Origin of the sequence: Pseudomonas brassicacearum, from assembly GCF_000585995.1 — a bacterium.
In the GTDB taxonomy this organism is placed as follows: Bacteria; Pseudomonadota; Gammaproteobacteria; order Pseudomonadales; family Pseudomonadaceae; genus Aquipseudomonas; species Aquipseudomonas brassicacearum_A.
The window spans coordinates 3,666,880-3,683,147 of sequence record NZ_CP007410.1; the positions used below are offsets into that span (position 1 = coordinate 3,666,880).

General features: G+C 64.6%; 1 protein-coding gene. It reads left to right on the plus strand.

All coding sequences use genetic code 11. The features are described 5' to 3' along the window. Positions 1 to 99: 99 nt before the first annotated feature. Positions 100 to 16,266 (plus strand): non-ribosomal peptide synthetase, encoded by a 16,167-nt coding sequence (locus CD58_RS15555; RefSeq protein WP_049866959.1) that lies wholly within the window; start codon positions 100 to 102, stop codon positions 16,264 to 16,266. The last annotated feature ends 2 nt before the right edge of the window (positions 16,267 to 16,268 follow it).

Below are 16,268 nucleotides of genomic sequence, written 5' to 3' on the forward strand. Positions count from 1 at the left end.
ATTTTCTTTCGTCCCGCCGACATGCCGTCGTCCTGGTCACTGTGCAGCGCTGCCCCGTGACCGGAAACGCACTCATGATTTGCATACAGGTGCTCCTCCATGGATTCCTCGATCGCCAAGCTGCCCGTACAAGACTCCGCGTCCCATGAACTGGCTTCGGTCCAACAGGGCATCTGGCTCGATCAACTCGCGCACCCGGACCTGCCCTACTACAACATTGGCATGTCCCTGGAGATCATGGGTGAGATCGACATCCCGCTGTTCGAGAAAGCCATCGAGCTGGTTGCCAACCGCCACGACACCCTGCGCCTGAGCTTCAGCCATGAAGGCGGCATGGGCCGCCAGCGGGTCTTGCCCGAGGTCAAGGTGAACCTGGAAGTGGTGGAGTTTTCCGAGGCCGACGCCGAGGCCGGCCTGGCCATGGACTACCTGCGCAACGCCTTCCGCCAGCCATTCGAATCGCTGACCGGCCAGCTCTGGGAAGCGCGCATGGTCCGTTGCGGACCGCATCGCCACTACTGGCTCAACCGTTACCACCACCTGGTCACCGACGGCATCGGCGTTGCGTTGATCGGCCATGCCGTGGGGGCGGCCTACAATGCACTGCTGGCCGGCAATGACGAGGTCGCCCAGGGGCATTCCTATTTGTCATTCCTCGAGGATGACCGGGCTTACCTGCAGTCTTCCCGCTACGAGCGAGACCGTGCGTTCTGGCAGGAAACCTACGCTCAACTGCCGCCCTCACTGCTGCAACGCCGGGCCGATTTCAAAACCGGGCAGGCCAACGAGCTGGCACCCAGCGCCCAGGTCCAAGCGATGCTTCCACGAGCGCTGTACAACGCGCTGACGCAGTTCGCCAGCGAGCGCAGCCTGTCGGTGGCCCATGTGCTGATCAGCGTGGTCGCCACCTATTTCTGCCGCACCGTGGGGGTCGATGAAATCGTCGTCGGCATGCCCGTGCACAACCGTACGACGGCCCGGGCAAAGGAAACCGCAGGCATGTTTTCCTCGGTCAGTCCGATTCGCCTGCCCGTCGACCCCCAGGCCTCGCTGCTGGAGCTGATGCACACCGCCGGCGGGCAACTGCGCCGCTGCTACCGCCATCAGCGCTTCCCGATTGCCGAACTCAACCGCACCCTGCGCCTGGCGCAAACGGGCCGGCGACAACTGTTCGACGTTTCGCTGTCGTTCGAAAGCCTCGACGGCGACGATCAGTTCGGTGGCACCTCATCCCGAGTGATCACGATGGATAACGGCTATGAGCAGACGCCCATGGCCATTTTCGTGCGCGACTACCATCCGTTTGAAGACGTGCATCTGGACTTCAACTTCAATACCGCTTACTTCAGCCTGGAAGAAGCCCGGTATTTGCAACAGCGCATGCTCGCGATGCTCGAAGCGGTGCTGGAGCGCTATGACACCCCGGTGGGCGATTTCCCGCTGATGAGCCAGGCCGAGCGGCAACGCTTGCAAGTCGAATTCAACGCCACGGCCCGTGAATATCCCCGGGACGTGCTGATCCACACGTTATTCGAACAACAGGCCGAGCAGCGCCCGGACGCCTGCGCCGTACGCGACGACAGCGGGCCACTGCTCAGCTACGCACAACTCAACCGCCAGGCCAACCAGCTGGCCCATCGCCTGATCGAACTCGGCGTGAAGCCGGACGCTCGCGTGGCCGTGAGCCTCAAGCGCGGACCGGAAATGGTCGTCGCCCTGCTGGGGATCCTCAAGGCCGGCGCCGCCTATGTGCCGATCGATCCGGACCTGCCGAGCGCGCGCCAAGCCTTCATGCTTGACGACAGCGCCCCCCAAGTCGTGTTGAGCAGCCATGGGCTACTGGACGCGTTGCCACCGCTGACCATGCCACTGCTGACCCTGGATGACGACGAAGACCACGCGCAACTGACCACGCAACCGGCACATAATCCAGATCCGCAGGCCCTGGGCCTGACGCCTCGACACCTGGCCTACGTGCTCTATACCTCGGGCTCCACCGGCACCCCCAAAGGCGTGATGAATGAACACCTGGGCGTGGTCAACCGCCTGCTATGGGCCCGGGACGAATACAGCGTCGACGCCAGCGATCGGGTGCTGCAAAAGACCCCGTTCGGTTTCGACGTGTCGGTCTGGGAATTTTTCCTGCCGTTGCTGGCCGGTGGTGAACTGGTCATGGCCCGCCCGGGAGGGCATCAGGAGCCGGACTACCTGGCCCGACTGATGCGCCAGGCCGGTATCACGATGCTGCACTTCGTGCCGTCGATGCTCGACGTGTTCCTGGAACACCACGACAGCCAGGGTTTTCCTGATTTGCGTCGGGTACTGTGCAGCGGCGAAGCCCTGCCCCGCAGCCTGCAACGACGCTTCGAACAGCAACTGGCGGGCATCGAGCTGCATAACCTGTACGGCCCGACCGAGGCCGCCATCGACGTGACCGCCTGGCAATGCCGCCCCGGTGATCCCGGCGAAAGCGTGCCCATCGGCAGGCCGATCGCCAATACCCAGATGCATGTGCTCGATGGCCGTGGCGAACCCCAACCGTTGGGTGTCGCCGGAGAAATCCACATTGGTGGCATCGGTGTGGCAAGGGGTTACCTGAATCAACCGGAGCTGAGCGCCGAACGCTTTATCGCTGACCCGTTCAGCCGCGAACCGAACGCACGCCTGTACAAGACCGGCGACCTTGGCCGCTGGCTCGCCAACGGCGCGCTGGAATACCTGGGACGCAACGACTTCCAGGTGAAAATTCGCGGTTTGCGCATCGAGATCGGCGAAGTCGAAGCGGCGTTGGCGCTGTGCCCCGGCGTGCGAGAAGTGGTGGTCATCGCCCGGGAAGACAACCCCGGGCAACCGGACAGCAAGCGCCTGGTCGCCTATGTCTGCGGCGAACCGGTCCCGGCCGAGCAACTGCGCGGCGCCCTGCTCAAGCATTTGCCCGAGTACATGGTGCCCAGTGCCTTCGTGCACCTGGACACCCTGCCCCTCACCGCCAACGGCAAGCTCGACCGCCGTGCCTTGCCCGCGCCTGGCCAGGAATCCCTGGCGAGCAAAACCTACGAAGCCCCTCGGGGCGACACTGAAATCGCCATTGCCGCAATCTGGCAGGCCCTGCTCGGCCTGGACCAGGTCGGTCGCCACGACAGTTTCCTGGAGCTCGGCGGTCATTCGCTGCTGACCGTGCAGATGCAAGCGCGCCTGCATCAAGACCTCGGCGTCGAGATCGACCTGCGCACGCTGTTTGCCCAGACCTCGTTGAGCGAGCTGGCCCAGCGTGTGGAACAGGCCAGCCAGTCACAGCTCCAGCCGATTGCCGTGATCGCCCGCGACCAGCCGTTGCCGCTGTCCCTGGCTCAGCAACGCTTGTGGTTTCTCGATCAACTGGACCACGCCGCCAGTGTTGCCTATCACATGCCCGCCGCGTTGCACTTGCGCGGCAGCCTGGATCGCAACGCCTTGCAGCAGGCCCTGGACCGTATCGTCGCCCGGCATGAAAGCCTGCGTACCACCTTCGAGCAGCGTGACGGGGAAGTCCATCAACGGTTCGCCGTCACCGACAGCGGTTTCGCCCTGGTCGAGCACGATCTGCAAGCCCTGGCCCCCGCTGCCCGCCAACAGGCTGTCGAGCAACTGACCCAGGCCGAAGCCCGCGAAGCCTTCGACCTGAGCCAGGGGCCGCTGATTCGCGGGCGCCTGCTGCGCCTGGCCGAAGACGAGCACATCCTGCTGGTCACCCAGCACCACATCGTCTCCGACGGTTGGTCGGTGGCGGTGTTGATCGGTGAGTTCAACACCCTCTACGCTGCTTTCAGCCAGGGTCTCGACGATCCACTGCCAGCCCTGGCCTTGCAATACGCTGACTACGCCGCCTGGCAACAGCAACACCTGCAAGGTGAGCGGCTGCAAGCCCAGGCCCGTTTCTGGAAAGACCACCTCGCCGGCGCCCCCGCGTTGCTCGAATTGCCCAGCGACCACAGCCGGCCGCAGGTGCAGAGCTACCGCGGCGCCGCCGTGGCACTGGAACTCTCGACAGCACTGAGCGCCAGGCTGCGGGGCTTCAGCCAGCAACAAGGCCTGACGCCGTTCATGACCCTACTGGGCGCCTGGTCGATCCTGCTCTCGCGCCTGAGCAATCAGCCTGAAGTGGTGGTCGGCACGCCCGTGGCCAACCGCCCGCGCCGCGAAACCGAGGCGCTGATCGGTTTCTTCGTCAACACCCTGGCCCTGCGCATCGATGTCCAGGCCCACAGCCGGCTCGATCAGTTCCTGGCCCAGATCAAGGCCACCACCCTCGACGCTTACAGCCATCAGGATTTGCCGTTCGAACAGGTCGTCGAAGCCCTGCAACCGGAACGCAGCCTGAGCCACAGCCCGCTGTTCCAGGCGATGCTGGTGCTCGGCAACACCCCCCATGATCAGGCCCTGGCGCTGCCGGGGTTGGATCTGAGCCTACTGCCCCAGGCCATCGACACCACTCAGTTCGATGTCAGCCTGTCGCTCAACGACAACGGCGACACCATCAGTGGCCGGTTCGAGTACGCCAGCGATCTGTTCGACCGCTCCACCGTGGAACGCTTCGCCCAGCATTTCCAGACCTTGCTGGAAGCCATGGTCGAGGACGCCGAACAACCCGTGCTCGGCTTGCCGCTGCTCAGCCCGGCCCAGCGCCAGGCTTCACCCGCGGCGCAGCCACCCAAAGCCGTGTTCGATCCGCAGTGGCTGATTCATCAGCGTTTCGAACAACTTGCCGCCGCCCAACCCCAGGCCATCGCCCTGGTCTTCGGCGAACTCGAACTGACTTATCAGGCCCTCAATCGCCGCGCCAACCACATCGCCCGGGCATTGCTCGCCCAAGGCGTACGCCCCGATGACCGGGTGGCGATCCTGGCCCAGCGCGGCGTGGAAATGGTTTGCGCAGTCCTGGCCGTGCTCAAGGCCGGGGCGGCTTACGTGCCGCTGGATCCGGCCTACCCCACTGAGCGTCTCGGTTATCTGCTGAGCGACAGCCGCCCGGTGGCCTTGCTGGCTCAACCGGCCTGCCTCGAGGTGTTGCCCGAGCATGCCGTGCCGGTGGTGCATCTTGAGGATTACCTTGCGATAGACGACCAGTCCCTGGACTACAACCTCGAGGCCAGCGCACTGGGCCTGACGCCCCGGCATCTGGCCTACGTTATTTACACCTCGGGGTCGACCGGACTGCCAAAAGGCGTGTTGGTGGAACATGGCAACGTCGCACGACTGTTCGACGCCACCGCCGACTTGTTCGATTTCGATAACAACGACGTCTGGACGCTGTTCCACTCCTTCGCCTTTGACTTCTCGGTCTGGGAAATCTGGGGCGCGCTGAGCTACGGCGGCAAATTGGTCATCGTTCCAAGTGACGTGGCCCGTTCACCCGACGAGTTCTACGCACTGGTCTGCCAACAGCAGGTCACCGTCCTCAACCAGACGCCAAGTGCCTTCCGCCAATTGAGCGAAGCCCGTGAGCGCAGCGACCAGGAACATGCCCTGCGCGAAGTGATCTTCGGCGGCGAAGCCCTGGACTTCCGCAGCCTGCGGCCGTGGACCGCGCGCACCGCGCTGTCCCGCACCCGCCTGGTCAATATGTACGGGATTACCGAAATCACCGTGCACGCCACTTACTACCCGATCAGCCAGGCTGAAATCGACAGCGGCGCGCCAAGCCTGATCGGCCCTCCGCTGCCGGACCTGTGCCTGCGCATTCTCGACGCGTACCAGCAACCGGTACCGGTGGGGGTCAACGGTGAGATCTACATCGGCGGCGCTGGCGTGGCCCGGCATTACCTGAACCGCGACGCGCTGAATGCCGAACGTTTCATCAGCGATCCGTTCGCCGTGGAGCCCGGCGCACGGTTGTATCGCACCGGTGACATCGCCCGCTATCGCGCCGACGGCGGTGTCGTTTACGTGGGCCGCAACGATTCGCAAATCAAGATTCGTGGGTTCCGTATCGAGCTGGGGGAAATCGAAACCATCCTCGCCGCCGTTGCGGGTGTGCGCGAAGTGGTGGTCGTGCCGCTGGAAAGCCAACCGGGCCAATCGGACAGCAAGCGGTTAGTCGCTTACCTGTGCGGTGAGCCGGTACCGGCCGAGCAACTGCGCGCCGCGTTGCTGGAGTCCCTGCCCGAGTACATGGTACCCAGTGCCTTCGTGCATCTGGACACCCTGCCCCTCACCGCCAACGGCAAGCTTGACCGCCGTGCCTTGCCCTCGCCGGGCCAGGACGCCTTCGCCAGCCGGGTCTATGAGGCACCGCGTGGCGAGGTCGAACAGATCGTCGCCAACGTCTGGCAAGATTTGCTGGGCATCGAACAGGTCAGTCGTCACGACCGCTTCTTCGAAATCGGCGGGCATTCGCTGATGGCCGTGAGTCTGATCGACCGCCTGCGCCAGTACGGCCTGAACGCCACGGTGCGGACCGTGTTCACGGCACCCAGCCTGCGGGAAATGGCCGAGGTCCTGAGCCGCAATCACGAGGCACTGTTCCAGGCACCGGCCAACGACATTCCGCCTGGCTGCACAGCCCTGACCCCGGACATGTTGCCCCTGGTGGAACTGACCCCGGCCCAACTCGACCAGATTGTCGCCGCCGTTCCAGGGGGCGCCGGGAACATCCAGGACATCTACCCGCTGGCCCCGCTGCAGCAAGGCATTCTGTTCCATCACTTGCTCGGACAGGAAGGCGACGCCTATCTGGTGCGCTCGGTCATCGAGTTCGATGACCGTCAGCGCCTCGACGCCTTTCTCGCGGCCCTGCAGGTAGTGATCGATCGCCATGACATCCGGCGCACCGCCGTGCATTGGGTCGGCCAGCCACAAGCCGTTCAGGTGGTGCAGCGCCAGGCGTTACTGCCGGTAGATCACATCACCCTGGTTGCCGATGAAGACGCACGCGCTCAACTGGAGCGTCTGAGCGACCCACGGCACATGCGCCTGGACTTGCAACAGGCACCGCTGACGCGCGCCTGCGTCGCCCGTGATCCAAACTCCGGACGCTGGTTGCTGGCCCTGCTGGATCACCACATGATCAGCGACCACGTGTCCCAGGGGCTGGTGCTCGAAGAAATCCAGGCCCTGCTGCAGAACCAGGGCGCCAGCCTGCCGGCCCCGATGCCTTATCGGGAGTTTGTCGCGCAAATCCTTGCGACACCGCCTCACGCTCACCAAGACTATTTCAACCGTCGCCTGAGCGGTGTCGAGGAGCCCACCGCGCCGTTCGGCGTGCTGGATGTCCAGGGCGACGGTGCCCACGTGATGGAAGCCAACGTGCGCCTCGACCCAGCCCTGAGCCAGCGGATCCGCGCGCAATCGCGCACCGCCGGGGTGACACCGGCCGTACTGTTTCATATCGCTTGGGCCCAGGTTCTTGGACGCTGCACCGACCGTGACGACGTGGTGTTCGGCACCGTGGTCGCAGGCCGCCTGCAAGGCTCGTTGGGGGCTGATCGAGCCCTTGGCGTATTCATCAACACGTTGCCGGTGCGGGTCCAGTTGGTCGGGGTCGGCGTTGGTACCTTGGTGGACGAAACCTATCGCGACCTCAGCGAACTGCTGGCCCATGAACAGGCATCCCTGGCCCTGGCGCAACGTTGCAGCAGCGTGGGCCCAGGTCTGCCGCTGTTCACCACCCTGCTCAATTTCCGCCATCAGACCGAGGGCGGCTCACTGGCCAACGAAGAGCAGATCCTGGCCTGGGACGGTGTAAGGTTCCTGAGCAACGAAGCCCGCACCAACTATCCGATTGAAGTGGCGGTGGCGGATGAGGGAGAAGATTTCTCCCTGACAGCCCAATCCATCAGGGGCATCGATCCACAACGCATCGCCGCGTATCTCGGCCAAGCCGTGGAGACGTTGGTCGAAGCCTTGGAACAAGCCCCCGAACGCCTCGCCAGCAGCCTCGACGTGCTCCCCGAAACCGAGCGGCAATTGCTGCTGAATGACTTCAACCACACCGCCACGGATTTCGGCTCCGCGCAGCCCATCCATACCCTGTTTGAAACCCAGGTCCAGGCCAACCCCGAAGAGGTGGCCCTGGTCTGCGAAAGCCAACAACTGACTTACCGCCAGCTCAATCGCCGCGCCAACCATCTAGCCCGGCAGTTGCTCGAACTGGGCATCGAGCCCGATCAGCGCGTGGCGATCTGTGCCGAACGCAGCCTGGACATGATCGTTGGCCTGCTGGGCGTGCTCAAGGCTGGCGCGGCTTATATGCCCATCGACCCGGCCCATCCGGCCGAGCGCATGGCGTTCATGCTGCAAGACAGTCAACCTCGGGCACTGTTGACCCAGTCGGCGCTCACCTTGCCGTCCGGGGATCTGCCGGTGTTCTTGCTCGACACAAGCGATTCGCTGCGAGCGGCGGACGACGCGGCGTTCGATGTCAACCCGCAGGTACCCGGCCTGACTGCCGAGCACCTGGCCTATGTGATCTACACCTCCGGCTCCACCGGGCAGTCCAAGGGCGTGATGGTCGAGCACCGTTCGGTGTTCAACTTCTGGCAAGTGCTGACCCGCACCACCCACCAGCATTGCCCAGCTCCAGCCACCGTGGCGCTGAATGCCGGGTTCTTCTTCGACATGTCGATCAAAGGCATCTCGCAGCTGTTCTCCGGCCATCGACTGGTGATCATCCCGCAACTGATCCGCGCCAGCGGCCACGAGTTGCTGGACTTCCTCGAACAACATCAGGTGCATGCCTTCGACTCCACGCCGTCGCAGCTCGATACCCTGCTCGCCGCCGGCCTGCTGGAACGCCAGAGCTACCAGCCCGTCAGCGTGCTGCTCGGCGGCGAGGCGATCAACGCCGCGACCTGGGAGAAACTGCGCAACTGCCCAAGCATCCGTTTCTACAACATGTACGGCCCCACCGAGTGCACGGTGGACGCCACCATCGACTTGATCCGTGACCTGGGCGAACGTCCGAGCATTGGTCGGCCGATTGCCAACGTCCAGGTCCACGTGCTTGACGCCCGTGGCGAACCGACACCGTTGGGCGTGGCCGGCGAACTGCACATCGGCGGTGCCGGCGTGGCCCGGGGTTACCTGAACCGACCGGAGCTGAGCGCCGAGCGCTTCATCGCTGACCCGTTCAGCCGCGAACCGAACGCACGCCTGTACAAGACCGGTGACCTCGGCCGCTGGCTGGCCGACGGTACGCTGGAATATCTGGGCCGCAATGACTTCCAGGTGAAGATCCGTGGCTTCCGTATCGAACTGGGCGAGATTGAAACCGTGTTGCTGGGCTGTGTCGGTGTCACTGACGCCGTTGTGATTGCCCGGGAGGACAACCGGTTGGTGGCGTACCTGTGTGGCGAGCCGGTCCCGGCCGAACAACTGCGTAGCGCCTTGCTCAAGCATTTGCCCGAGTACATGGTGCCCAGCGCCTTCGTGCACTTGGACGCCCTGCCCCTCACCGCCAACGGCAAGCTCGACCGCCGCGCCCTACCGGCGCCCGGTCAGGAATCCCTGGCGAGCAAAGCTTACGAAGCCCCTCAGGGCAACACTGAAATCGCCATCGGCGCGATCTGGCAAACCCTGCTCGGCCTGGATCAGGTCGGTCGCCACGACGGTTTCCTTGAACTCGGCGGCCATTCGCTGCTGACCGTGCAATTGCAAGCCCACCTGCATCAGGACCTCGGGGTCGAGATCGACCTGCGTACGCTGTTTGGCCTGGGTTCGCTGCATGCGCTGGCCGAGTGTGTCGATCAAGCGGCCCTGTCCCGTGTCCAGCCAATCAGCGTGGTCCCCCGCGATCGGCCGTTGCCGCTGTCCCTGGCCCAGCGACGCTTGTGGTTCCTCGATCAACTGGACCACGCCGCCAGCGTCGCCTATCACATGCCCGCCGCGTTGCACCTGCGCGGCAGCCTGGATCGAAACGCCCTGCTGCGCGCCCTGGATCGCATCGTCGCCCGCCACGAAAGCCTGCGCACCACCTTCGAACGCGGTGACGGCGAGGTCCATCAACGGTTCGCCGCCGCCGACATCGGCTTTGCCCTGAAGGAGCACGACCTGCAAAGCCTGGACGCCGATGCCCGGCGACAGGCCGTCGAGCAACTGACCCAGGTCGAAACCCGAGAGGCCTTCGACCTGAGCCAGGGGCCAATGATTCGCGGGCGCCTGCTGCGCCTGGCCGAAGACGAACACATCCTGTTGGTCACCCAGCACCACATCGTCTCGGACGGTTGGTCGGTGGCCGTGCTGATCGGTGAATTCAACACCCTCTACGCCGCTTTCAGCCAAGGCCTCGACGACCCGCTGCCCCCCCTGGCCCTGCAATATGCCGACTACGCCGCCTGGCAACAGCAACACCTGCAAGGCGAACGCTTGCAGGCCCAGACCCGTTTTTGGCAAGACCACCTCAGCGGCGCCCCCGCGCTGCTGGAACTGCCCAGCGACCACAGCCGGCCGCCGGTGCAGAGCTATCGCGGCGCTACCGTGGCCCTGGAACTCCCGGCACCACTGAGCGCCCGACTGCGCCGCTTCAGCCAGCAACAAGGCCTGACCCCGTTCATGACGCTGCTGGGCGCCTGGTCGATCCTGCTCTCGCGCCTGAGCAATCAGCCTGAAGTGGTGATCGGCACGCCCGTGGCCAACCGTCCGCGCAATGAAACCGAAGCGTTGATCGGCTTCTTCGTCAACACCCTGGCCCTGCGCATCGACGTCCAGGCCCACAGCCGCGTCGACCAGTTGCTGGCCCAAATCAAGGCCACCACCCTCGACGCCTACAGTCATCAGGACTTGCCGTTCGAACAAGTCGTCGAAGCCCTGCAACCGGCACGCAGTCTCGGCCACAGCCCGTTGTTCCAGGCCACGCTGGTGCTGGGCAATACGCCGCGCGATCAAGTCCTGGCACTGCCGGGACTGAACCTGACGCCGCTGACCCAGGCCGCCAGCACCAGCCATTTCGATGTGAGCCTGTCGCTCAACGACAACGGCGAGACCTTCAGCGGCCAGTTCCAGTACGCCACTGATCTGTTCGACGAAGCCACTGTCGTTGGCTGGAGTCGACACTTCCTGCACCTGCTTGATGCCCTGCTCGACGACGTCACACAACCGCTGACGAGCCTGCCATTGCTGGATCCGCAGCAACGCCAGCAACTGCTGGTCGAGTTCAACCCTGCCACGGCCGTCCTGGACGAAAGCCCGGGGCGTTTCCCTCATGCCGTATTCGAGGCCCAAACGACGCGCACCCCGGATGCCGTGGCGCTGGTGTGCGCCGGGCAAGTGCTCAGTTACGCCGAACTCAATGCCCAGGCCAACCGCATCGCCCACCGCCTGATAGCGCTGGGCGTGCAGCCTGACGACACTGTCGGACTCTTCTCTCGCCGCAGCGCGGAGATGGTGATTGGCTTGCTGGGCATCATGAAAGCCGGCGCGGCCTATGTGCCGCTCGATCCGCAATACCCGGCGGAACGCCTGGCCCACATGCTGGCCGATAGCGCGCCACGGGTACTGGTTCGTCAACAAGCGCTGGATGAGCTGCCGATGCCAGAAGGCCTGGCGACGCTCGAACTGGGTTGCCCATCGCTGCTGCAAGCCCCTGACCACAACCCCCGGGTGACGGACCTGAATTTCGGCCACCTGGCCTACGTGATCTACACCTCGGGCTCCACCGGCTTGCCCAAAGGGGTGATGGTCGAGCATCGCGGTTTGCGTAACTTGCTGGACTGGTTCATCGAGGACCTGGCGTTCGATGCCGATGACGCGGTGCTGCTGGCGTCCTCCTACAACTTCGACCTGACCCAGAAAAACATCCTGGCGCCGCTGATGGTCGGCGCCCAATTGCACCTGGCCGAAGAACCCTTCAGCCCGGGCGCCATCGTCGCGCAGATCGCCAAGGCCGGCATTACCCACACCAACCTGTCGCCCAGTGCCTTCCACACCCTGGTGATTGCCGATCGGCACCAAGCCTTGTCCGGCCTGAAAAGGGTGGTATTGGGCGGTGAGCCCATTCCCGTCGCCATGCTGGAAAAACTGGCAGTGCCACGGCCAACGGTGGTGAACGGCTACGGGCCGACCGAGTGCAGCGGCGTCGTCGGCTGGCACCGGGTGAACAGCGACCTCTCGACCTATCGGGACCAGTCGATCCCCATCGGCAAACCGATCCGCAACATGCAAATGCACGTACTGGACAGCCACGGGCAACTGCTGCCGGTGGGCGTGCGCGGCGAGGTCCATATCGGCGGTGTCGGTGTGGCTCGCGGCTACCTGAACCGGCCGGAACTCAGCGCCGAACGCTTCATCGCTGACCCGTTCTCCAGCACGGCCAATGCGCGCCTGTACAAAACCGGTGACATCGGTCGCTGGTTACCCAACGGCACGCTGGAATACCTGGGACGCAATGACGATCAGGTGAAAATCCGCGGCCTGCGCGTCGAACTGGGGGAAATCGAAGCCGCCCTCGCCGCCCTTCCGGGTGTGCGAGAAGCGGTGGTCGTTGCCCGCGATCACCAGGCAGACGAGACCTACAGCAAACGCCTGGTCGCCTATCTGTGCGGCGTGCCGGCCGCGGCCGAACAATTGCGTGCCGAACTGTTGAAACGCCTGCCCGACTACATGGTTCCCAGCGCCTTTGTGGTACTGGAGGCATTCCCGCTGACGCCCAACGGCAAACTCGACCGCCGCGCCCTGCCCGAACCGGGCCAGGACGCCTACGCCAGCCGGGCCTATGAAGCACCGCAAGGTCCGGTGGAACTGGCGATTGCCGGCATCTGGCAACAATTGCTGGGGCTCGAACGTGTCGGTCGTCATGACGGTTTCTTCGAGCTCGGCGGCCACTCACTGCTGGCGGTCAGCCTGATCGAACGCCTGCGCGAACAAGGCCTGAACGCCGACGTGCGCAGCGTCTTCAGCGCGCCAAGCCTGCGGGAGCTGGCCCAGGCCGTGGCAAACACCCAGGAGCAGACCTTCCAGGCACCGGCCAATCTCATCCCGGCCGCTTGTACCGCCCTGACCCCGGAGATGTTGCCGCTGGTGACACTGACCCCGGCCCAGCTCGAACGCATCGTCGCTGCCGTCCCCGGTGGAGCGGCGAATATCCAGGACATTTACCCTCTGGCGCCCTTGCAGGAAGGCATCCTCTTCCACCACTTGCTGGGACATGAAGGTGACGCCTACCTGATGCGCTCGATGCTCGACTTCGATAACCGCCAGTGCCTCGATGCCTTCATCGCCGCCGTGCAGGCAGTGATCGATCGCCACGACATACTGCGCACCGCCGTGCATTGGGACGGTTTGCCCCAAGCGGTACAAGTGGTGCAACGCCAGGCCCGGCTGACAGTGCACAGCATCACCCTCGATCCCCACAAGGACCCGATCAGCCAGCTTGAAACCCTGAGCGATCCCCGGCAACTGCGCCTGGACCTGCGCGAGGCCCCATTGATGCGTGCCTGCATTGCCCAGGACCCGCATTCCGAACGTTGGATGCTGGCGCTGCTCAACCACCACATGGCCAGCGACCACGTGACCCTGGAAATCGTCCTCGAAGAAATCCACGCCATCCTGCATGGACAAGGCGACAGCCTGGCGAGGCCGCAACCCTATCGCGACTTCATCGCCCAGACCCAGGCCATCCCGACGCAGGTCCACGAAGACTATTTCCGCCGGCGACTGGCTGATGTCGATACCCCCACCGCGCCTTTCGATCTGCTGGAGGTGCAAGGCGATGGCAATCACATCGAAGAAGCCAGTGTGCGCCTGAGCGTCGAACTCAACCTGCGCATCCGGGCCCAGGCCCGGGAACGCGGCATCACCCCAGCCGTGCTGTTCCATGTTGCCTGGGGGCAGGTGCTCGCCCGTTGCACCGGTCGTGATGACGTGGTGTTCGGCACCGTGGTTGCCGGTCGCCTGCAAGGTTCTGCCGGCGCCGAGCGTGCCCTCGGGGTGTTCATCAACACCCTGCCCGTGCGGTTGCGACTGGCCGAAGACGGCGCCAACGCCCAGGTGATGGCGACCCACCGCGACCTCAGTGAACTGCTGGCCCACGAACAGGCATCCCTGGCCCTGGCCCAGCGCTGCAGCGGTGTGCCCAACGCACTGCCGCTGTTCACCAGCCTGCTCAATTATCGGCACCAGCGCGGTGACAACCCGCTGCATTGGCCAGGCATGCGGATCCTGGGCAGCGCCGAGCGGAGCAACTACCCGCTGACCCTGTCGGTCAACGATTACGGCGATGCCTTGGGCCTGGCGGTGCAAAGCGTGCGGGCGGTGGATCCGCAACGCATCTGCGCGCTGATGCAACGCGCCCTGGAACAATTGACCCAGGCCTTGATGTACACGCCACAGATTCCGCTCACGCAACTGGACGTGCTGCCCACCGAGGAGCGCACCCTGCTGCTGGAAACCTTCAACCAGAACGAGGCGGACTACCCGACGCAGCGGTGCATTCAACAGCTGTTCGAAGAGCAGGTGCACCGCACGCCGGACGCCTGTGCACTGGTCGACAGCCAGCATCGCCTCAGTTATGCCGAGCTCAACGCCCAGGCCAACCGTCTGGCCCACCAGTTGATCGCGGCGGGGGTCCAGCCGGGAGATCTGGTGGCGATCTGCGTCGAACGCGGCGTCGCGATGATCAGTGGCTTGCTGGGCATTCTCAAGGCCGGTGGCGCCTATGTGCCGCTGGATCCGAGCTACCCGGCCGAGCGCCTGGCCTCGATTGTCGAGGATGCCCGGCCGCGTCTGTTGCTGGCCGATCCGGTCGGTCGCGCGGCCATCGGCACGCTGCAGGAAGGCACTCGCTACCTGGCCATCGAACAGGCGCTGGCGACGCCGTCGAACAGCCGCGACCCACACCTGGATAGCACCGGCCTGACCCCGACGCATCTGGCCTATGTGATTTACACCTCCGGCTCTACCGGCAAACCCAAGGGTGTGATGATCGAACACCACAACCTGGTGGCTTCGACGCTGGCCCGTGGCGCGGTGTATGGGCCGGCGACCGGCAAGCGTTTCCTGCTGCTGTCATCGATAGCCTTCGACAGCTCCGTGGCCGGAATCTTCGGCACCCTGGTCAGTGGCGGCGCCCTGTGCATCCCGGATGCCGAGACTGCCCGGGACCCTGAAGCCATTGCCCGCTTCATCGGCGAACAGGCCATCACTTCATTGCTGTGCGTACCCTCCCTGGGACGCCTGGTGCTGGCCAGCCTTGCCGCTGGCGAGGGTCATGGCGCGCTGCAAGAGATGATCGTGGCCGGTGAAACCTGCCCCGCACAGCTGGTGCAGGAATGTGCCGGGCTTGAACCTGCGATCACCTTGTACAACGAGTACGGTCCCACCGAAGCCACCGTCTGGGCCACGGTGCATCGCTGCACTGTTGAGGACCAGGGCACGGTGCCGATCGGTCGAGGGATTCCCAACAGCCGCCTGTACGTGCTCGACGAACAGCGCCAGCCGACACCGCTCGGCGTACCGGGCGAGCTGTACGTGGGCGGTGCGGGGGTTGCCCGTGGCTACCTGGACCGGGCGCAACTGAACGCCGAACACTTCCTTGCCGACCCGTTCGCGGCAAGCGACGAAGCGCGGATGTACCGCACCGGCGATCTGGTGCGCAGGCGCGCCGATGGGGTGCTCGAGTTCCTCGGGCGCAACGACCAGCAAGTCAAGATCCGCGGTTTCCGTATCGAACCCGGTGAGATCGAAGCCTTGATGCTGACCCTGCCGGGCGTGCGCGAGGCGGCGGTCATCACTCGCGAGGACACACCGGGGGCCGTGCGCCTGGTGGCTTACCTGAGTGTCGAACCGCACCTGGCCGGCCGTAACGCCAGCAGCACGCTGCGCCCTTACCTGGTCTCGCAGTTGCCGGACTACATGGTTCCAGCGGCGTTCGTGGTGCTCGAGCAATTACCGTTGAGCCCCAACGGCAAGCTGGATCGCCGCGCCCTGCCCGCGCCTCGCAGCGAAGACTTCGCCTATCGCCAATACGAAGCACCCAACGGCGAAACCGAAGCCCTGCTGGCGCAGATCTGGGCCGACTTGCTGGGCCTGGAACGGATCGGCCGTCACGACGACTTCTTCGAACTCGGCGGCCATTCGCTGCTGGCGGTGCAAGTCACGCTCCGGGCGCGCGAAACCTTCGGCGTCGAAGTGCCGCTCAGGGGGTTGTTCGAACACCCGTCGCTGGGAGCCCTGGCCGACCTGATCACCACCCTGCAGCTGGCGCAATACGAGTCGGATGAGCTGCTGGACCTGCAACAAGAAATGGCTTCGCTGTCTGAAAGCGAACTGCTCGCTATCGTCTCCAAGGATGCTTAATA

Bases quoted from the DNA above. Each gene is read 5' to 3' on its own strand.
- CD58_RS15555 (WP_049866959.1), top strand. From the start codon at position 100: ATGGATTCCTCGATCGCCAAGCTGCCCGTACAAGACTCCGCGTCCCAT.